This is a genomic window from Pseudomonas asiatica (assembly GCF_040214835.1).
Taxonomy (GTDB): Bacteria; Pseudomonadota; Gammaproteobacteria; order Pseudomonadales; family Pseudomonadaceae; genus Aquipseudomonas; species Aquipseudomonas putida_Z.
Genome location: NZ_CP157874.1, coordinates 5,791,892 through 5,810,546 on the forward strand (window position 1 = coordinate 5,791,892; position 18,655 = coordinate 5,810,546).

General features: G+C 62.6%; 18 protein-coding genes. 8 read left to right on the forward strand and 10 right to left on the reverse strand.

Translation table 11 applies throughout. The features are described from left to right. Positions 1–22 precede the first annotated feature (22 nt). Positions 23–919 (forward strand): D-hexose-6-phosphate mutarotase, encoded by an 897-nt coding sequence (locus ABNP31_RS25825; RefSeq protein WP_085664258.1) that lies wholly within the window; start codon positions 23–25, stop codon positions 917–919. Between the two features lie 124 nt (positions 920–1,043). Here the strand turns inward: ABNP31_RS25825 and ABNP31_RS25830 are convergent, their stop codons facing one another. The 5 genes from ABNP31_RS25830 to ABNP31_RS25850 form a co-directional block, all read right to left on the reverse strand. Next, on the reverse strand, positions 1,044–1,577 hold the full coding sequence (locus tag ABNP31_RS25830; RefSeq protein WP_176240873.1) for a DUF3299 domain-containing protein: 534 nt from the start codon (positions 1,575–1,577) through the stop codon (positions 1,044–1,046). A 48-nt stretch (positions 1,578–1,625) separates the two neighbouring features. Continuing rightward, entirely contained in the window at positions 1,626–1,871 is a 246-nt protein-coding gene (locus ABNP31_RS25835) for a GlsB/YeaQ/YmgE family stress response membrane protein (RefSeq protein ID WP_012274863.1), read from the reverse strand. Positions 1,872–1,967: 96 nt separating this feature from the next. Continuing rightward, on the reverse strand, positions 1,968–3,050 hold the full coding sequence (locus tag ABNP31_RS25840) for a 5-(carboxyamino)imidazole ribonucleotide synthase (protein ID WP_025341133.1): 1,083 nt from the start codon (positions 3,048–3,050) through the stop codon (positions 1,968–1,970). A gap of 10 nt (positions 3,051–3,060) precedes the next feature. Continuing rightward, a complete protein-coding gene (gene purE, locus ABNP31_RS25845) occupies positions 3,061–3,552 on the reverse strand; it encodes a 5-(carboxyamino)imidazole ribonucleotide mutase (RefSeq protein WP_003253304.1) in 492 nt (163 codons plus the stop codon). 171 nt (positions 3,553–3,723) lie between these two features. Beyond that, positions 3,724–4,656: a LysR substrate-binding domain-containing protein gene (locus tag ABNP31_RS25850; RefSeq protein ID WP_161797629.1), complete on the reverse strand. Its 933-nt coding sequence runs from the start codon at positions 4,654–4,656 to the stop codon at positions 3,724–3,726. Between the two features lie 182 nt (positions 4,657–4,838). Here ABNP31_RS25850 and aspA point away from each other — a divergent pair, with 182 nt between their 5' ends. From aspA to ABNP31_RS25870, 4 genes are all read left to right on the forward strand, one after another. Then, positions 4,839–6,263, forward strand: coding sequence for an aspartate ammonia-lyase (gene aspA / locus ABNP31_RS25855; RefSeq protein WP_003260072.1), 1,425 nt, complete (start codon positions 4,839–4,841; stop codon positions 6,261–6,263). 244 nt (positions 6,264–6,507) lie between these two features. Next, positions 6,508–7,500 carry an AraC family transcriptional regulator gene (locus tag ABNP31_RS25860; protein ID WP_238067081.1) on the forward strand — a complete coding sequence of 331 codons (993 nt, stop codon included), beginning with the start codon at positions 6,508–6,510 and terminating at the stop codon, positions 7,498–7,500. 231 nt (positions 7,501–7,731) lie between these two features. Continuing rightward, on the forward strand, positions 7,732–8,775 hold the full coding sequence (locus tag ABNP31_RS25865) for a histone deacetylase family protein (protein ID WP_085664254.1): 1,044 nt from the start codon (positions 7,732–7,734) through the stop codon (positions 8,773–8,775). Continuing rightward, on the forward strand, positions 8,775–9,878 hold the full coding sequence (locus ABNP31_RS25870) for a polyamine ABC transporter substrate-binding protein (protein WP_085664253.1): 1,104 nt from the start codon (positions 8,775–8,777) through the stop codon (positions 9,876–9,878). The genes ABNP31_RS25865 and ABNP31_RS25870 overlap by 1 nt, the downstream gene beginning before the upstream one ends. A gap of 176 nt (positions 9,879–10,054) precedes the next feature. On the opposite strand, the gene ABNP31_RS25875 is transcribed toward ABNP31_RS25870, so the two are convergent. Then, on the reverse strand, positions 10,055–11,599 hold the full coding sequence (locus ABNP31_RS25875) for a PLP-dependent aminotransferase family protein (protein ID WP_085664252.1): 1,545 nt from the start codon (positions 11,597–11,599) through the stop codon (positions 10,055–10,057). 90 nt (positions 11,600–11,689) lie between these two features. On the opposite strand from ABNP31_RS25875, the gene ABNP31_RS25880 reads away from it, so the two are divergent. The 3 genes from ABNP31_RS25880 to ABNP31_RS25890 are packed head-to-tail and all read left to right on the forward strand — an operon-like array spanning position 11,690 to position 13,456. Then, a complete protein-coding gene (locus ABNP31_RS25880) occupies positions 11,690–12,319 on the forward strand; it encodes an FMN-binding negative transcriptional regulator (protein ID WP_075046782.1) in 630 nt (209 codons plus the stop codon). Between the two features lie 11 nt (positions 12,320–12,330). After that, positions 12,331–12,777, forward strand: coding sequence for a GNAT family N-acetyltransferase (locus ABNP31_RS25885; RefSeq protein ID WP_085664251.1), 447 nt, complete (start codon positions 12,331–12,333; stop codon positions 12,775–12,777). 7 nt (positions 12,778–12,784) lie between these two features. Further along, positions 12,785–13,456 carry a GNAT family N-acetyltransferase gene (locus ABNP31_RS25890; protein WP_350012877.1) on the forward strand — a complete coding sequence of 224 codons (672 nt, stop codon included), beginning with the start codon at positions 12,785–12,787 and terminating at the stop codon, positions 13,454–13,456. 50 nt (positions 13,457–13,506) lie between these two features. On the opposite strand, the gene ABNP31_RS25895 is transcribed toward ABNP31_RS25890, so the two are convergent. From ABNP31_RS25895 to ABNP31_RS25910, 4 genes are all read right to left on the reverse strand, one after another. After that, a complete protein-coding gene (locus ABNP31_RS25895; RefSeq protein ID WP_085588857.1) occupies positions 13,507–13,785 on the reverse strand; it encodes a helix-turn-helix transcriptional regulator in 279 nt (92 codons plus the stop codon). Then, positions 13,782–15,107 carry a type II toxin-antitoxin system HipA family toxin gene (locus ABNP31_RS25900; protein WP_085664249.1) on the reverse strand — a complete coding sequence of 442 codons (1,326 nt, stop codon included), beginning with the start codon at positions 15,105–15,107 and terminating at the stop codon, positions 13,782–13,784. Before ABNP31_RS25900 ends, ABNP31_RS25895 begins: the two co-directional genes overlap by 4 nt. Positions 15,108–15,324: 217 nt before the next feature. Continuing rightward, on the reverse strand, positions 15,325–17,133 hold the full coding sequence (oadA, locus tag ABNP31_RS25905; RefSeq protein ID WP_025341144.1) for a sodium-extruding oxaloacetate decarboxylase subunit alpha: 1,809 nt from the start codon (positions 17,131–17,133) through the stop codon (positions 15,325–15,327). A gap of 11 nt (positions 17,134–17,144) precedes the next feature. Next, complete coding sequence (locus ABNP31_RS25910) at positions 17,145–18,560, reverse strand: acetyl-CoA carboxylase biotin carboxylase subunit (RefSeq protein WP_013974837.1); 1,416 nt, start codon at positions 18,558–18,560, stop codon at positions 17,145–17,147. Positions 18,561–18,655 lie beyond the last annotated feature (95 nt).

Below are 18,655 nucleotides of genomic sequence, written 5' to 3' on the forward strand. Positions count from 1 at the left end.
GGCAATCAATGAGATGAATGCAATGGCTACCTTCCAGGTCGTAACCGAGCAACATGGCGAACTCAACTGCTGGCGTATCAGCAGCGACCAAGCCGAACTACTGATCGCCCAGCAGGGCGCGCAGATCCTCAGCTACCAGCGCGTTGGCGAGCCACCGCTGCTGTGGCTGAGCGACCAGGCCATCTTCCGTCAGGGCAAGTCGGTACGCGCCGGTGTGCCGGTGTGCTGGCCGTGGTTCGGCAACCTGCAGCGCAACCCCCAGGCCGTGCAGGCCATGTACCACGGCAAACAGGCTCCCGCCCACGGCCTGGTGCGCGCGCGCGACTGGCAATTGCTGGCTATCGAGGAAGCGGGCGAAGGCCTGCGTATCGAATTCGAACTGCCGGAAGCGCAGGGTGACCTGCCTGGCTGGCCTCATGACGTCGAGCTGAAGCTGGTAGTGGAGCTGGGCGAGGACCTGAAGCTGAACCTGACCAGCCGCAACATGGGCAATACCCCCGTCACCATCAGCCAGGCCCTGCACAGCTACTTCGCGGTCAGTGACGTGCGCCAGGCGCGGGTCGAAGGGGTGGAGGGACTGAGCTATATCGAGACCCTGGCTGACTGGGAGCAGCGCCAGCAGCAGGGGCCGCTGGCGTTTGCCGGGGAGACCGACCGGATCTACCTGGCGACCCCGCAAACCCTTAGCATCGTCGACCCGCATTGGGAGCGGCGCATTACCTTGACCAGCAGTGGGTCGCGCTCGGCGGTGATCTGGAACCCTTGGACTGAACGGGCCAGGGATCTGCCGGACATGGCTGATGATGGGTGGCAGCGGATGCTGTGCATCGAGACGGCGAATGTGTGGGATGACTTGGTGGAATTGAAGCCTGGGGGCAGCAGCTCGCTGGGGGTCAGGATTGGCTGTGAAATGATCTGAGTTTTGCAGTGCCTGTTCGGGCCCCTTCGCGGGTAAACCCGCTCCCACAAGGTCTCCACAATATTCAAGGTTTGTGGAGACCCTGTGGGAGCGGGTTTACCCGCGAAAGGGCCAGTGCAGGCAATCAGAGGTCTGCATCCTCCACCACCCTCACCTTCCCGGCATCCAGCGCATAGGCCGCATCGGCCAGGTCATTGCTGACCTTCTCCACCTTCAGCTTGCCGCTGACCCACAGCGGTGTGTAGATATCATCGATCTTCAGGCCTTTCGGGTAGCGCACCAGTACCAGCTGGTTCGGTGGCGGTGGCGGCACATGGATGCACGCGCCCGGGTACGGCACCAGGAAGAACAACGTGCTGTTGCCCTTGGCATCGCTCTCCAGCGGCACCGGGTAGCCGCCCAGGCGAATTTCCTTGCCGTTCATGGCCGCCACGGTCTTGGTCGAGTACATCACCGCCGGCAGGCCCTTGCTCTGCTTCAGGCCGCCCTTGTCGGTAAAGGTGCCCATGGCTTCCGGCGAGTTGTGGTCGATATCGGGCATTTGCTCGAGTGCCTGCTGGTCCGACTTGGGCATCAGCTCCAGCCAGTCGGTTTCAGGCAGTTCGGCATGGGCCAGGGTGCTGGCCAACAGCAGTGGGGCGAGGAAAAAGGCACGCATGAAAATGCTCGGCAACTCGAATGAATTGCCGGGCATTCTAACCAGTATTCAGCGTTTCTTGATGAATCCGTAGATCACCAGAAGGATCACAGCACCGATCAGCGCGCCAAGGAAACCGGCAGCCTGCCCGGCCTGGTAGATACCCAGCGCCTGGCCGCCGTAGGTGGCCAGCAGCGAGCCGGCAATCCCCAGCAGGATGGTCATGATCCAGCCCATGCTGTCGTCGCCCGGCTTGATGAAGCGGGCCAGCAGGCCGACGATAAGGCCGATGAAGATGGTTCCAATGATACCCATGGCAATCCCTCTGCAGTGAAGATGGAACAAGCCAAAGCCTAGACAGCGCTTTGGCTTGTTGCCATTTCAGAGGGCAAGCCGCTGGTAGAAGTTCGATCAGTTGCCGATCAGGGCTTCTACTTCGGCAATCTTGCGCTCGAGGGTGGCCATGTCGTGGCAGCGCAGGGTGGCGTGGCCAACCTTGCGACCAACCTTGAAGGCCTTGCCGTAGTGGTGCAGGTGGCAGTCACCGATGGCAACCACCTTGTCCACCGCCGGCACTTCACCGATGAAGTTGAGCATCGCGCTCTCGCCGACCTTGGCAGTCGAGCCCAGCGGCAAGCCGGCGACGGCGCGCAGGTGGTTCTCGAACTGGCTGCACTCGGCGCCTTCGATGGTCCAGTGCCCGGAGTTGTGCACGCGCGGGGCGATTTCGTTGGCCTTCAGGCCGCCGTCGACTTCGAAGAACTCGAAGGCCATCACGCCCACATAGTCCAGTTGCTTGAGCACACGGCCCACGTAGTCTTCGGCCAGAGCCTGCAGCGGGTGCGCCTGGCTGGCGACCGACAGGCGCAGGATGCCGCTTTCGTGGGTGTTGTGCACCAGCGGGTAGAAGCGGGTTTCGCCATCACGGGCACGCACGGCCACCAGCGACACTTCGCCGGTGAATGGCACGAAGCCTTCCAGCAGGCAAGGTACGCTGCCCAGCTCGGCAAAGGTACCGACCACGTCCTCAGGCGTGCGCAGCACCTTCTGGCCCTTGCCGTCGTAACCCAGGGTGCGGGTTTTCAGCACGGCCGGCAGGCCGATGCTGGCCACCGCGGCGTCCAGGTCGGCCTGCGAGAGGATGTCGGCGAAGGCCGGGGTAGGGATACCCAGGTCGCGGAACATGCTCTTCTCGAACAGGCGGTCACGGGCGATGCGCAGCGCTTCGGCGCTGGGGTACACCGGCACGAACTGCGAGAGGAAGGCCACGGTCTCGGCCGGGACGCTTTCGAACTCGAAGGTGACCAGGTCGACTTCGTCGGCCAACTGGCGCAGGTGGTCCTGGTCGCCGTAGTCGGCACGCAGGTGCTCGCCCAGCGGCGCAGCGCAGGCGTCCGGCGCCGGGTCGAGGAAGGCGAAGTTCATGCCCAGCGGGGTACCCGCCAGGGCCAGCATGCGGCCCAGCTGGCCGCCACCGATTACACCGATCTTCATGGGTTGAGCCTCAAGCCTGGCGCGGGTCTGGGTTGTCCAGCACGGTGTCGGTCTGTTCCGTGCGGAACTGCTTGAGCGCCGCGTGGTACTGCGGGTACTTGGCGCCGAGGATGCTGGCCGACAGCAGCGCGGCGTTGACCGCACCGGCACGACCGATGGCCAGGGTGGCAACCGGCACGCCGGCTGGCATCTGCACGATCGACAGCAGCGAATCGACACCCGACAGCATCGACGATTGCACAGGCACGCCCAGCACCGGCAGGTGGGTCTTGGCGGCACACATGCCTGGCAGGTGGGCTGCGCCACCGGCACCGGCGATGATCACCTCGATGCCACGGCCCTCAGCCTCCTCGGCATACTGGAACAGCAGATCCGGGGTACGGTGGGCGGAAACCACCTTCACCTCGTAGGGAATGCCGAGTTTTTCCAGCATATCGGCGGTGTGGCTAAGGGTGGACCAATCGGACTTGGAGCCCATGATCACGCCAACCAGTGCACTCATCGTCGAGCCTCTTCGCTTGTGCGCCCTTGGGCGCGTCAAAAAACAACAAGCCACGCGGGACGACCGGCGTGGCTTGTTTGCTGATCAGGACCGGACGCATCCGGTCGAAAGGCCGCGCAGTATACCGTAAGGTGGTGCGTTTAAGGCACCCCGGCGACCAACTGTCGCCCCTTATTTTTCGGGGCTTTGACTGACTTTTGGGTCAACCATTGCCGCCCCCTCGAGCTTGCGCCACAACAGCCTTACATTGGCCTTGCGCACCAGGGCGCAGCGGTACAGGCGGATTTCCAGCGGCACGTGCCACTGGCTGCCGCCGCAGATCGCCAGTTCGCCCCGTTCCAGTTCGCCACGCATCGACAGGCGCGGTACCCAGGCGATGCCCATGCCTTCCAGCGCCATGCTCTTCAGACTGTCGGCCATGGCGGTTTCATAGACGGTGGTATAGCGCAGGTTGCGCTGACGCAGCAGCAAATTGACCGAGCGACCGAGGAAGGCGCCGGCGGTATAGGCCAGCAGCGGCACGCTGCCCTCGCCTTCCAGGTCGAACAACGGCTTGCCGTCGGCATCCACGGCGCATACCGGCAACATTTCAGTGGTGCCCATGTGCAGTGACGGGAAGATCTCGGCATCCATCTGCAGGGCGGCATCCGGGTCATAGAAGGCCAGCATCAGGTCGCAGCCACCTTCGCGTAATGCATGCACTGCATCTCCGACGTTGGTCGCAACCAGGCGGGTGGCGATGTTCAACCCGTCGTTGCGCAACTGGGCCACCCAACGCGGGAAAAAGCCCGATGCCAGGGAGTGTGCTGCGGCCACCTGCACCACCTCACCCTGCCCGCCTTCCAGATGATGCAAGTGGCGGAGAATTTCGCTCAACTGGTCGACAACAGTACGCGCCGTGACAAGAAACAGCTGGCCGGCCTCTGTCAGCTCGATCGGCGTGCGGGAACGATTCACCAATTGCAGGCCCAAGGCTGCTTCCAGGCTGCGAATGCGCCGGCTGAAGGCCGGTTGGGTGACGAAACGCCGCTCTGCCGCCTGGGAAAAACTGCGGGTGGCGGCCAGCGCGCTGAAGTCTTCCAGCCATTTGCTTTCAAGGTTCACGAAGCACATCTCCTGGCGTGCACCAAAATGGAACACGCTCGAATGTCAATTGGCGTCACATGAAACACTATGCCGTTTGTGCATAGGTTAGCGTGCAACAGCATTGGCCGCAAAATCACCTTCAGGCCTAGGATTGGCGCCATTCCGGCATGTGCCGGGTCAAAATCGAGATGATATACATCATGTCCTCCGCTGCATCGTTCCGCGTCGAAAAAGATTTGTTGGGTACCCTTGAAGTTCCTGCAGATGCCTACTACGGCATCCAGACCCTGCGCGCTGCCAACAACTTCCACCTCTCCGGTGTTCCGCTGTCGCACTACCCGAAGCTGGTCGTGGCCCTGGCCATGGTCAAGCAGGCTGCTGCCGACGCCAACCGTGAGCTGGGTCACCTGAGCGATGCCAAGCACGCTGCCATCACCGCAGCCTGCGCCCGCCTGATCAAAGGCGATTACCACGACCAGTTCGTGGTGGACATGATCCAGGGCGGTGCTGGTACTTCTACCAACATGAACGCCAACGAAGTCATCGCCAACGTCGCGCTGGAGGCCATGGGCCACCAGAAGGGTGAGTACCAGTACCTGCACCCGAACAACGACGTGAACATGGCGCAGTCGACCAACGACGCCTACCCGACCGCCATCCGTCTGGGCCTGCTGCTGGGCCACGACGCCCTGCTGGCCAGCCTCGACAGCCTGATCCAGGCCTTCGCTGCCAAGGGTAAAGAGTTCGACCACGTACTGAAGATGGGCCGTACCCAGCTGCAGGACGCCGTACCGATGACCCTGGGCCAGGAATTCCGCGCCTTCGCCACTACCATGACCGAAGACCTGCAGCGCCTGCGCTCGCTGGCCCCGGAACTGCTGACCGAAATCAACCTGGGCGGTACCGCCATCGGCACCGGCATCAACGCCGACCCTGGCTACCAGGCCCTGGCCGTACAGCGCCTGGCTGCCATCAGCGGCCAGCCACTGGTACCGGCTGCCGACCTGATCGAAGCCACCTCGGACATGGGCGCCTTCGTGCTGTTCTCCGGCATGCTCAAGCGTACCGCCGTCAAGCTGTCGAAGATCTGCAACGACCTGCGCCTGCTGTCCAGCGGCCCGCGCACCGGCATCAACGAGATCAACCTGCCAGCGCGTCAGCCAGGCAGCTCGATCATGCCAGGCAAGGTCAACCCGGTTATCCCGGAAGCCGTCAACCAGGTGGCCTTCGCCATCATGGGCAACGACCTGGCCCTGACCGTCGCCGCCGAAGGTGGCCAGCTGCAGCTGAACGTTATGGAGCCGCTGATCGCCTACAAGATCTTCGACTCGATCCGCCTGCTGCAACGCGCCATGGACATGCTGCGCGAGCACTGCATCGTCGGCATCACCGCCAACGAACAGCGCTGCCGTGAACTGGTCGAGCACTCGATCGGCCTGGTCACCGCCCTGAACCCGTACATCGGCTACGAAAACGCCACCCGTATCGCCCGCGTTGCCCTGGAAACCGGCCGCGGCGTACTGGAACTGGTGCGCGAAGAGAAGCTGCTGGACGACGCGATGCTCGACGACATCCTGCGTCCGGAAAACATGATCGCTCCCCGTCTGGTTCCGCTGAAGGCGTAACCAGGCCGCTGTAAACAGTCTCACCAGGTCGAGGGACTAGACACCTCTCAACCTTTCCAAGGCCCGAGCCTATGCTTCGGGCCTTTTTTTTTGCCTGAAGGATTTGGGGCTGCTTTGCAGCCCATCGCGACGCAAGGCCGCTCCTACAAGAGCCCTGCGTACACCGGCCAATGTGGGAGCGGCCCCCGAACATCGGCACACAACTTGCTCCATAATGCGTCCCAGCCCAACGGGATTACCCAGCATGCTGCACAGCCACCTGACCACCCTCAACGCGGTTTCGCTGATCCTCAACGTCTTCCAGGCAGACGGTTGCGAGGCGTCGGCGCTGCTAGCCGGCAGCGGCATCGGCCCGGCAGACCTGGGCCATGCCGATGCGCGCATCACTACCCAGCAGGAACTGCAGGTGTGCGCCAACGCCGTTGCCCGACGCGAGGATATCGGCCTGGAACTGGGCCGACGCATGCATGTGTCGTGCTACGGCATGCTCGGTTACGCCCTGCTCTCCAGTGCCACTTTGGGTGACGCCTTGCGCCTGGCGCTGCAGTATCCGGCACTGCTGGGAACAGTCTTCAAGCTGCGTTTGCTCGACGACGGCCAGCGCGTCTGGTTCAGCGCCAGCGACTACCACGACAGCCCGACGCTGACCGCCTTCAACGCCGAGTTCTGCCTGGTGTCGCTGAAGGTCATCTGCGACGACCTGCTCGGCCGCCCGCTGCCCCTGCTGGCAGCCCGTTTCGAACACCCACGGCCCGGTTACCACGCACTCTATGCCGGGGCATTCCAGTGCCCGGTCGGTTTCGAAGCCGAGGACAATGCCTTTGCCTTCGAACGGCGCTGGCTGGACACGCCACTGCCGCTGGCCGACCCGATTACCCACAAGGCCATGAGCGAACGCTGCCGGCGCCTGAACCTGGAATTCACCGGCCGCCAGGCCTGGCTGGGGAGGATTCGCCAACTGCTGGCGCAGCAACTGGATGCAGCGCCCGGGCTGGATGGGCTGGCGCGGCAGATGAACTGCTCATCGCGCACCCTGCGCCGGCATTTGCAGGCGTTGGGCAGCAGTTATCAACAGCTGCTGGATGAACTGAGGTTCGAGCGGGCCAAACAATTGCTGGCTGATGAGCAGATGCCGATCTATCGGATTGCCGAGTGCCTGGGGTTCAGCGAGACCGCCAGTTTTCGGCATGCCTTCCAGCGTTGGAGTGGCGTCGCGCCCAGCCATTTTCGCGGTTGACCTGTACCGGCCCTTTCGCGGGTGAACCCGCTCCCACAGGGATTGCACACACTCAGGTGCAACACTGTACCTGTGGGAGCGGGTTCACCCGCGAAAGGGCCAGTACAGGCCACCAACAAATCCAGCCAAAGAGCTTGGCCATATCGATCCCCTTTTGGCCACTTGCGTCGTTCTCCCCCACTGGCCCGCCCATGAGAATGGGCCCACGCCAGTACCCACCGGAGAACAACAATGCTGACGATCTATTCCGATGACCACCGCCTGCACCACGGCCGCTGCGAGCTGATCGACGGCAAGCTGATGCCCTGTTTCGAAATGCCGTCACGCGCCGACCATGTGCTCGACCAAGTCAAGAAGCGCAACCTTGGCGACATCCAGGGCCCCACCGACTTCGGGCGCGCACCGTTGCTGCGCATCCACAGCGCCGGCTACCTGGACTTCTTCGAAGGCGCCTGGGCACGCTGGGCCGCACTGGGCCAGGAAGGCGACTTGCTGCCGTTCACCTGGCCCGCACGCACCCTGCGCCAGGTAAAACCCACCGGCCTGCACGGTGAGCTGGGCTACTACAGCTTCGATGCCGGCGCACCGATCACCGCCGGTACCTGGCAGGCCGCCTACAGCGCCGCTCAGGTCGCCCTCACCGCGCAGGCGGCGATCCAGCAAGGCGCCCATTCCGCCTTCGCCCTGTGCCGCCCGCCAGGGCACCATGCCGCCGGCGAAGTCATGGGTGGCTATTGCTACCTGAACAACGCCGCGATCGCCGCCCAGGCCTTCCTCGACCAGGGCCGGCGCAAGGTCGCCATCCTCGACGTCGACTACCACCACGGCAACGGCACCCAGGACATCTTCTACAACCGCAACGATGTGTTCTTCGCCTCGATCCATGGCGACCCGCGCGACGAGTTCCCGTTCTTCCTCGGCTATTCCGATGAAACCGGCGAGGGTGCCGGTGAAGGCTGCAACATCAACTACCCACTGCCGGCCGGCAGCGACTGGGCCGCCTGGAGCGCTGCCCTGGAGGACGCCTGCCAGCGCATCGCCGCCTATGACGCCGATGTGCTGGTGATCTCGCTGGGCGTGGATACCTTCAAGGACGACCCGATCTCGCAGTTCAAGCTGGACAGCCCGGACTACCTGGAAATGGGCAAGCGCATCGCCCAGCTCGGCAAGCCGACCCTGTTCGTGATGGAAGGCGGCTACGCTGTGGAAGAAATCGGTATCAACGCGGTCAATGTGCTGGAAGGCTTCCAGCACGCCCAGCCAGGAGCCCGGTAATGGTCCGACTCAAGCGTCTGCTCGCCCCGTTCATCGCCGCTACCCTGTTCACCGGTGCCCTGCACGCCCAGGCCGAACAGCGCACCCTGCGGGTGTACAACTGGTTCGACTACATCACTCCGCAAACCCTCACCGAATTTCAGAAAGACAGCGGGGTAAAGCTGGTCTACGACATCTTCGACACCAACGAGGCGCTGGAAGCCAAGCTGCTGACCGGCAACTCCGGGTATGACGTGGTAGTGCCGTCCAACGTGTTCCTCGCCAAGCAGATCGAAGCGGGGGTGTTCCAGCCACTGGATCGCAGCAAGCTGCCGAACTGGAAGCACCTGGACCCGGCGCTGATGAAGCTGATCGAGGCCAACGACCCCGGCAACAAATTTGCCGTGCCCTACATGTACGGCACCGTGCTGATCGGCTTCAACCCGGCCAAGGTCAAGGCTGCGCTCGGCGACAACGCCCCGGTGGACAGCTGGGACCTTATCTTCAAGGAAGAGAACATCGCCAAGCTCAAGCAATGCGGCGTGGCCCTGCTCGACTCGCCGTCGGAGATCATGCCGCTGGCGTTGCAGTATCTGGGCTTGCCACCTAACAGCGACAAACCGGCTGATTACAAGAAAGCCGAAGCGCTGATGCTGAAGATCCGCCCGCACATCACCTACTTCCATTCCTCGAAATACATGGCCGACATCGCTAACGGCGATATCTGCGTGGCAGTGGGCTACAGCGGCAGCTTCTCGCAGGCCGCCAACCGCGCCGTCGAGGCGAAGAATGGCGTGGTGGTGGACATGCGCCTGCCCAAGGAAGGTGCACCGATCTGGTTCGACATGCTGGCGATTCCGAAGAACGCGGCCAACCCGGAAGATGCCCACGCGTTCATCAACTACCTGCTGCGGCCCGAAGTGATTGCGCCGATCAGTGACTTTGTCGGGTACCCGAACCCGAACAAAGACGCGACCGACAAGGTGAGCCCGGCGATTCGCAACAACCCCAACCTGTATCCGACGGCGGAGGCGATGGCCAAGCTGTATACCCTCAAGCCCCTGGCGCGGGATGCCGAGCGGGCTCGGACCAGGGCCTGGACGCGGATCAAGTCCGGCACCTGATTTAGAGCCGGGGGCTGCTTTGCAGCCCAATCGCCGGCAAGCCAGCTCCCACAGGGATCTCGCAAGCTTGAGGATTTAGTGCAAGGCAGTTGCTCCCCAGGGCTGCACAGCTCTCAAGACCGGTGCAGTCCCTGTGGGAGCGGGCGTGCCCGCGAAGGGCCGCACAGCGGCCCCATTCACTTTCTCCAGGCCTTGCGCAAGCGCATCAACGCCTCGGCAATCTCCCCCTCCGGCACCGCTGCAAACCCCAGCACCAGCCCTGCCCTTTTATCCACAGGTACCTCGCTGTCCGCCAGCCAGAAATTACTCAGCGGCGTCACCTCCACCCCCACCGCTTCAGCCTTGACCACCAGCTCCTGCTCCCGCGCAAAGTTATCCACATCGACCTTCACATGCAGCCCGGCCGCCACCTCCGGCATGCCGCCCAAACCCGGAATATCCACAGGCCAGCCAGCCTTGAGCACATTGCGCCGGCTCAACGCTGCCTTGCGCATGCGCCGAATATGCCGCTGGAAGTGCCCCCGGGCCATGAACTCGGCCATCACGCACTGGCTACTGACCTCCGAATGCCGCACCGCCAGCGCCCTGCCCTGGCTGAACGCCTGCGCCAGTTGCGGCGGCAGTACCAGGTAGCCCAGGCGCAACGCTGGAAAGGCGATCTTGCCGAAGGTACCGACATACAGTACCCGCCCGTGCCGGTCGAGTGCCGCTAGCGGGGCCAAGGGCGCACCGCTGTAGCGATACTCGCCGTCGTAGTCGTCTTCGATGATCCAGCCTTCGCTGCGCTCGGCCCAGGCCAGCAGTTCCAGGCGTCGCGCCAGGCTCATGGTCACCCCGGTCGGGTACTGGTGGGCTGGCGTGACATAGGCCAGCCGGCAATCCGTCAGCTGCCCAAGCCGGCGACAGTCCATGCCGTCCTCGTCCACCGGCACACCACACAACCTGCCACCGGCCAGCGCAAAGGCATGTCCGGCTGCGCGGTAACCCGGGTTTTCCACAGCCACACCGTCGCCGGGCTGCAACAGCAACTGTGCACAAAGGCTGATGGCCTGCTGCGCACCACTGGTGATCACAATTTGTTCAGCAGTACAACTCAGCCCACGCGAGCGACGCAGGTAGGCCGCGATCAGTTCGCGCAGCAGCGGCTCGCCTGCCGGGTCGCCATAACCCAACTGCGCCGGAGCCGGGTTGCGCCAGAAACCCGCCTGCAGCTTGGCCCAGACGTCGAACGGGAACAGGTCGAACGCCGGAATACCGACGCGAAAAGCACGCGGTGCACCGCTTCTTGGGGGCGGCAGATGGTTACTTTTCAGGCGCTGCAAAGGCTCGCTGGAACAGCGTTTGCTGGATAAATCCTCAGTATTTTCTGAGGAAAATGTGGATAAGTCTGTTGATAACCCCCGGGATAACCCTGTGGATACTTGTGTGGATAGTTTTGCAGTGGAGAGTTTCGGTAACTGGCTGACATAGGTGCCGTCGCCTACCCGGCTTTCGATGTAGCCCTCGGCATATAGCTGGTCATAGGCCCGCACCACGCTGTTGCGTGACAGCGCCAGCATGGCGGCCAGATCACGAGTGGCCGGTAGCCGCGTGCCACTGCTCAGGCGCCCGTCCAGCACCCGCGCACGTAGCGCCTGGTACAGCTGCTGGCTGAGCCCGCGGCGGCGATCGAGGGCGATCCCGGCAGGGTCGAAAGGCAACACTAGGGGGCGCTCGCTCATGGCATTGGACCTATAAAAACAGCCGTTAATGGCTCTTACTATGAACCAATAGCCTGCCTAGGATGGAGCCATCGCACAAGGAAACCGAGCATGTACAACAGCAAACCCCATCAGGAACACGACCTCGGGCGCCTGCACCAGCACATGCTCGACACCCGCCTGGCCATCCTGGTCAGCCAGGGCGAACAAGGCCTGCTGGCCACGCACCTGCCAGTGCTGGTCGATATCGCCGAAGGCGAATTCGGCACCGTCTATGCCCACCTGGCGCGGGCCAACCCCCAGTGGCACGACCTGAAGCAAGGTGGCGAAGCCCTGCTGGTGTTCCCCGGCGCCGATGCCTATGTCAGCCCCGGTTACTACCCGAGCAAGGCCGACAACCCCAAGGTGGTGCCAACCTGGAACTACCTGGCCGTGCACGCCTATGGCCCGGCCGAAGTGATTCACGAAGCCGAGCCATTGCTGGCTATTGTCAGCCGCCTGACCGAGCGCCACGAACAAGGCCGCGGCGAACCGTGGAACGTCACCGATGCCCCGCGTGACTACCTCGATGGCATGCTCCGCGCCATCGTCGGCATCCGCCTGCCCATCGCCCGCCTGCAAGGCGCGCGCAAGCTCAGCCAGAACCGCTCTGAGCAAGACATTGCCGGCGTGCGTGAAGGCCTGAGCGCCAGCCCCGATTACCTGGATAACCAACTCGCGGCGCACATGCGCCAACTCTGAAGGAATAGCCCATGTCCAGCGTTACCCTGCGTCCTGTTACCACCCAAGACCATGCTGCCTGGCTCGCCCTGTGGCAGGCCTACTTGCACTTCTATGAGACCGAATTGACCGAAGAGGTCAGCCTCAACACCTGGCAACGCCTGCTCGACCCGAACGAACCGACCCATTCGGCCCTTGCCTGGGTCGATGGCAAGGCAGTGGGCATGGTCAACTTCATCTACCATCGTTCCAACTGGAGCATCGGAAACGCCTGCTACCTGCAGGACCTGTACGTGGACAGCACACAGCGCGGCCTTGGCATTGGCCGCCAGCTGATCGAGCACGTCTACGCCAAAGCCAAGGCCGACAACTGCGCCAAGGTGCACTGGCTTACCCATGAGACCAACGCCACCGCCATCAGCCTGTACCAACAGGTTGCCGAGCGCTCGGGCTTCATCCAATTCCGCAAAGAGTTCTAAGCCGAACATGACCGACGCATTGAACTGGAAACCCGCCGCAGCCCCCCAGGCCGAGCCCATCGACGGCCGCTTCATCCGCCTGGAAAAGCTCGACCCGGCGCGCCATGGCGACGACCTCTGGGAGGTGCTGCAAGGCCCGGCGGCCGACCCGGTGCTGTGGGACTACCTGCCCTATGGCCCGTTCACCGAACGTGCCGCCTTCGACCGTTGGCTGGAAGGCAACGCCGCTGGCCGCGACCCGCTGTTCTACACCGTCATCGACCGCGCCAGCGGCCAGGCCCAGGGCATCCTGAGCCTGATGTCGATCGTGCCCGACCACGGCCGCATCGAAATCGGCCACATTGCCTTCGGCGCCGCCATGCAGCGTACGCCCAGGGGCACCGAGGCGGTGTACCTGCTGGGTAAGCTGGGCTTCGAGCTGGGCAACCGCCGGCTGGAGTGGAAGTGCAACAACGCCAACGCACGCTCCAAGCGTGCGGCGGAGCGGTTTGGCTTTGTGTTCGAGGGGGTTTTCCGCAAGCACCTGGTGGTGAAGGATCACAACCGGGATACGGCGTGGTATTCGATTACCGATGATGAGTGGCCGGCGCTGGCGACCGCGTTCGAGCGCTGGTTGAGTGAAGAGAACCAGCGGCCGCAAGGCCAGGTGCGGACACTTGAGGACTGCCGTAGGGGGTGAACGGCATAACCGATCACGGGCCGGCAGGCCCGCGATCGGTGCAAGCCCGGTTATCTGATCGGGCTCGCACGCCTGACGACGCCCATCTGCAAACCGAACGGTTTGAATACCGCGTTCAACGATTTGAGCGTGGGGTTACCGTCCCCCTGCTCGATCTGAATGAGCGTTCGCACGGAAATCTTGCACATCAGCGCAAACTGGGTCTGCTGCATCTTTGCAACTTCTACGCGCAGGCGGCGAACGGCAGTACCCAGCTCGATTGTGCCGTCGGCAATACCTTCGCGCACGCCATCGATCATCAGACCTCGGGCATCGATGGAAACCGTCATGCCAACCCCCACTCCGCCATCCGGCGCTCGAGCTTGCCCAGCGCAATCGCCGGGTGATTCATCACTGCCTCCGGGAGCCCAAGGCCGGACAAGATATCGGGCAATGCCAATAGGTGCCGGGCCTCCTGACGCAGACGCTGGTAAGCCTCATCCGGATCGATGAATTCGGCCAGCGCAACACAGGCTGCTTGCCAGTCGATTTCGCCTGCTCTTTCGATCAAAGCGGGCCACTTCGTCGTTCTGGTTACTCCTTCCTGATCCATCACCATCGGTGCCAAGTCGTAAATGGGTGCAAGACGCACCGTGTCGCGGGTACGAATGATCGCTGTATTACGTCCATGGTTATCGGCGTTACCCAGGATCTTGTTGATCAGGTCGCGCCGCAGGTAATCCGCGATCAGATCAGGCACCTCTTTACCCTGCCCGGCCATCTTCCACAAGCCAACGAGCGTCTCGATCACCTCCAAATGCCCCATCCGGCTACCGGGTTCGGTTACACCACACAAGGAATACATCGATTCCACGGCAAACCGCTGTACTCCCTGATCGGTAACCTGACGGTCAAAGCGTTCCATCCACAGGCTGGGCTTGGCTCCCTCTTCCAGCGCCATGTGTTCACTGGCCACCGTCTCGATGCCAAGCTGCTGCAACGCCCTGTAATAGAGGTACTCGGCCCGCAGGATCTCCTGATCATCGGCCAAGGCCTGGTGCCTGGCGAACTTGATGAACCAATGGCGACAGGCCCTCTCATCCGCAAGCACCGCGTCCGGGTACAGCTGGCCGTTTTCATCTTCGGTCATCAGCAGCTTTGGCGCCTCTCCACCGGCGCCTGTCGCGCCACCTATGGCCGCACCCTGCTCGTAGGCGTACTCCAGAAAACGTTGATCGCGAACGATGACGTCCTGGCGGGTAAAACCGATGGGGTCCGCAAGGTCCAGTAACTCAGCCGACTCCCTGATGCGCATATTGCCAATCGGAGCTGGGGTGGAGCGCCCTAGCAGAAACAAGTCTTCCCCCATGCCTGCCGGTTTTTCACGACCGATATGCCTCAGCAGAAAACGCTTCGCAGCCCCTGCAGGCGCGATGTCGTAAAGGAATGCAGGAGCATGCGGTAGACGATGAGAGCCAAAGTCCACCGGGAGCTTGGCACTGGCCGCCTGGCTGAACAGGCTGTCGTACGCATGCAGATTGGTCTTGACGTAGTTGGATGTGTATCCGAACTCGCAAGGACTGGAGAGGCTTCTTTCCGGTTCGGCGAAGGCGATGGCAATAGCATCATGCCATTTACCTTGGTCATGTAATTGGAGCGTGAGTCGGTACATTGGCCACCTGCAATTTACTGCATGTATTCGATCAGCCTCAGCCGTCAGCCTGCAGTATAGTGCAGATGTTTTTCTGAACCACACCCAATTTATGCATTTTAGTGCAGATTATGGAGGCTTTGGCGCCTGTAATCTGCACTAAATTGCATATTGTTCCATAAAAAAAGGGGAGCATTCCGCTCCCCAGAGGTTAACCGCTTGTAGATGAAGGCTTATCTCAGCCTTCGATCTCGATCAGGATCTCGCCCGGTGTCACGCGGTCGCCCTTGGCCACGTGGATGGCCACGACCTTGCCAGCGATACCCGCCTGCACTTCGGTCTCCATCTTCATGGCTTCGGTGATCAGCACGGCCTGGCCGGTCTTGACCATGTCGCCTTCCTTGACCAGCACATCGACGATGTTGCCTGGCATGGTGGTGCTGACATGGCCCGGGGCACTGGCCTGCTTGCGCTTGCTGCTGCCGCCGCCGACGAATTCGTTGAGCGGCTCGAACACCACTTCTTCCGGCATGCCGTCGATCGACAGGTAGAAGTGGCGCTTGCCTTCGGCCTTCACGCCCACACCGGTGATGTCGACGCGGTAGGTTTCGCCGTGCACGTCGATGACGAACTCGGTCGGTACGCCTTCACCGCTATGAGACGCCACTGCGCCCGCTTCAGGAATTGGCAGCAGGACTTCAGGGGTCAGGGTGCCGGCTTCGCGTTCTTCGAGGAACTTACGGCCAATGTCCGGGAACATGGCGAAAGTCAGCACGTCTTCTTCGCAACGGGCCAGGGCGCCAATATCGGCACGCAGCTTGGCCATTTCCGGCTTCAGCAGGTCGGCCGGGCGCACGTCGATCACTTCTTCACTGCCGATCGCCTGACGGCGCAGCTGCTCGTTGACCACGCCCGGAGCCTTGCCGTAACCGCCTTGCAGGTACAGCTTCACCTCGTTGGTGATGGTCTTGTAGCGCTCGCCGGCCAGCACGTTGAAGAACGCCTGGGTACCGACGATCTGCGAGGTCGGGGTTACCAGCGGTGGGAAGCCGAGGTCTTCACGCACGCGCGGGATCTCGGCAAGCACTTCGTTCATGCGGTTGAGGGCGCCCTGCTCCTTGAGCTGGTTGGCCAGGTTGGAAATCATGCCGCCCGGTACCTGGTTGACCTGCACGCGAGTGTCCACGGCGGTGAACTCGCTTTCGAACTGGTGGTACTTCTTGCGCACGGCATAGAAGTACAGGCCGATTTCCTGCAGCAGCTCCAGGTCCAGGCCGGTATCGAATTCGCTGCCCTTGAGCGCGGCAACCATCGACTCTGTACCCGGGTGGCTGGTGCCCCAGGCGAAGCTGGAGATGGCGGTGTCGATGTGATCGGCGCCGTTTTCCACAGCCTTCAGCTGGCACATTGCGGCCAGGCCGGCAGTGTCGTGGGAGTGGATGAACACCGGCAGCGACTGCTCGGCCTTCAACGCCTTGACCAGTTCGCCGGTGGCGAACGGGGTCAGCAGGCCGGCCATGTCCTTGATCGCCACCGAGTCGCAACCCATGGCTTCCATCTGCTTGGCCTGCTTCACGAAGGCTTCGATGGTGTGTACCGGGCTGGTGGTGTAGGCGATGGTGCCCTGGGCATGCTTGCCGGCCGCCTTGACCGCTTCAATGGCCACGCGCAGGTTACGCACGTCGTTCATCGCATCGAAGATGCGGAACACGTCGATACCGTTGACCGCTGCCTTGGCGACGAACGCCTTGACCACATCGTCGCTGTAGTGGCGGTAGCCCAGCAGGTTCTGGCCGCGCAGCAGCATTTGCAGGCGGGTGTTGGGCAGTGCCGCGCGCAGCTTGCGCAGGCGCTCCCACGGGTCTTCCTTGAGGAAGCGCACGCAGGCGTCGAAGGTGGCGCCACCCCAGACTTCCAGCGACCAGTAGCCGACCTTGTCGAGCTTGTCGCAGATCGGCAGCATGTCTTCGGTACGCATGCGGGTGGCCAGCAGGGACTGGTGGGCGTCGCGCAGGATCGTGTCGGTTACGTGAATTTTCTTGGACATTATGGGATTCCTCACAGGCCTGCGTGGGCGGCGATGGCGGCGGCGATGGCCAGGGCCAGCTCTTCGGGTTTGCGCTTGATCGAGTAGTTGGTCAGTTCCGGGTGGCTTTCGACGAAGCTGGTGTTGAACTGGCCGCTACGGAATTCGGGATTGCGCAGGATTTCCTGGTAGTACGCGGCGGTGGTCTTCACCCCTTGCACGCGCATGTCGTCCAGGGCCCGCAGGCCGCGGTCCATGGCTTCTTCCCAGGTCAACGCCCACACCACCAGTTTCAGGCACATGGAGTCGTAGAACGGCGGAATGGTGTAGCCGGTGTAGATCGCCGTGTCGGTACGCACGCCCGGGCCGCCGGGGGCGTAGTAACGGGTGATCTTGCCGAAGCTGGGCAGGAAGTTGTTCTTCGGGTCTTCGGCGTTGATGCGGAACTGCAGCGCGTAACCGCGGTGCTGGATGTCTTCCTGCTTGACCGACAGCGGCAGGCCCGAGGCAATGCGGATCTGCTCACGGACGATGTCGATACCGGTGATTTCCTCGGTGATGGTGTGTTCCACCTGCACCCGGGTGTTCATTTCCATGAAGTACACCTCGCCATCGGCGAGCAGGAACTCCACGGTACCGGCGTTCTCGTAGTTCACTGCCTTGGCCGCACGCACCGCCAGGTCGCCGATGTAGGCGCGCTGTTCGGGGGTGAGCTGTGGGCTCGGGGCGATTTCGATGAGCTTCTGGTTGCGGCGCTGGATCGAGCAGTCGCGCTCGAACAGGTGCACGACGTTGCCAAAGCTGTCACCGAGGATCTGCGCCTCGATGTGCTTGGGGTTGACGATGCACTTTTCCAGGAACACTTCCGCAGAACCAAAGGCCTTGGTAGCCTCGGAGATGACGCGGGGGAAGTTCTGTTCCAGTTCTTCACGGCTGTTGCAACGGCGAATACCACGGCCACCACCACCAGAAGTGGCTTTGAGCATGACCGGGTAACCGATGCGGTCACCTTCACTCAGGGCTTCGTGAATATCGGCAACGTTGCCTTCGGTACCCGGGGTTACCGGTACACCGGCGGCGATCATGGTGCGGCGTGCTTCGGTCTTGTCGCCCATGCGGCGAATGACCTCGGCGGCCGGGCCGATGAACTTGATCCCGCGCTCGGCGCAGATCTCTGCCAGTTCAGCGTTTTCCGACAGGAAACCATAGCCCGGGTGCAGGGCATCACAGCCGGTTTCCACAGCCAGGTTCACCAGCTTGCGCGGGTTCAGGTAACCGGCCAGCGGCTCGGCACCAATGCTGTGGGCTTCGTCGGCGCGCTTGACGTGCAACGCGTGGCGGTCGGCGTCGGAATAGATCGCCACCGAGCGAATGCCCATCTCGGCGCAGGCACGCACGATCCGAACTGCAATTTCACCTCGGTTGGCGATCAGGATTTTTTTTATCACTGGAGTCTTCCCAAAGCCGTAGGAACAGTCGAGCCGGTTCTCCCGGTCGGCGCGTGACCAGACGTTGCTGGCCAGTCGCACATTCACCCTAGCGC

What these genes read in the sequence shown, in the direction of transcription:
- ABNP31_RS25825 (WP_085664258.1), top strand. Translation starts at nt 23, where the DNA reads ATGGCTACCTTCCAGGTCGTAACCGAGCAACATGGCGAACTCAACTGC.
- ABNP31_RS25830 (WP_176240873.1), bottom strand. Translation starts at nt 1,577, where the DNA reads ATGCGTGCCTTTTTCCTCGCCCCACTGCTGTTGGCCAGCACCCTGGCC.
- ABNP31_RS25835 (WP_012274863.1), bottom strand. Translation starts at nt 1,871, where the DNA reads ATGGGTATCATTGGAACCATCTTCATCGGCCTTATCGTCGGCCTGCTG.
- ABNP31_RS25840 (WP_025341133.1), bottom strand. Translation starts at nt 3,050, where the DNA reads ATGAAGATCGGTGTAATCGGTGGCGGCCAGCTGGGCCGCATGCTGGCC.
- purE (WP_003253304.1), bottom strand. Translation starts at nt 3,552, where the DNA reads ATGAGTGCACTGGTTGGCGTGATCATGGGCTCCAAGTCCGATTGGTCC.
- aspA (WP_003260072.1), top strand. Translation starts at nt 4,839, where the DNA reads ATGTCCTCCGCTGCATCGTTCCGCGTCGAAAAAGATTTGTTGGGTACC.
- ABNP31_RS25860 (WP_238067081.1), top strand. Translation starts at nt 6,508, where the DNA reads ATGCTGCACAGCCACCTGACCACCCTCAACGCGGTTTCGCTGATCCTC.
- ABNP31_RS25865 (WP_085664254.1), top strand. Translation starts at nt 7,732, where the DNA reads ATGCTGACGATCTATTCCGATGACCACCGCCTGCACCACGGCCGCTGC.
- ABNP31_RS25870 (WP_085664253.1), top strand. Translation starts at nt 8,775, where the DNA reads ATGGTCCGACTCAAGCGTCTGCTCGCCCCGTTCATCGCCGCTACCCTG.
- ABNP31_RS25875 (WP_085664252.1), bottom strand. Translation starts at nt 11,599, where the DNA reads ATGAGCGAGCGCCCCCTAGTGTTGCCTTTCGACCCTGCCGGGATCGCC.
- ABNP31_RS25880 (WP_075046782.1), top strand. Translation starts at nt 11,690, where the DNA reads ATGTACAACAGCAAACCCCATCAGGAACACGACCTCGGGCGCCTGCAC.
- ABNP31_RS25885 (WP_085664251.1), top strand. Translation starts at nt 12,331, where the DNA reads ATGTCCAGCGTTACCCTGCGTCCTGTTACCACCCAAGACCATGCTGCC.
- ABNP31_RS25890 (WP_350012877.1), top strand. Translation starts at nt 12,785, where the DNA reads ATGACCGACGCATTGAACTGGAAACCCGCCGCAGCCCCCCAGGCCGAG.
- ABNP31_RS25895 (WP_085588857.1), bottom strand. Translation starts at nt 13,785, where the DNA reads ATGACGGTTTCCATCGATGCCCGAGGTCTGATGATCGATGGCGTGCGC.
- ABNP31_RS25900 (WP_085664249.1), bottom strand. Translation starts at nt 15,107, where the DNA reads ATGTACCGACTCACGCTCCAATTACATGACCAAGGTAAATGGCATGAT.
- oadA (WP_025341144.1), bottom strand. Translation starts at nt 17,133, where the DNA reads ATGTCCAAGAAAATTCACGTAACCGACACGATCCTGCGCGACGCCCAC.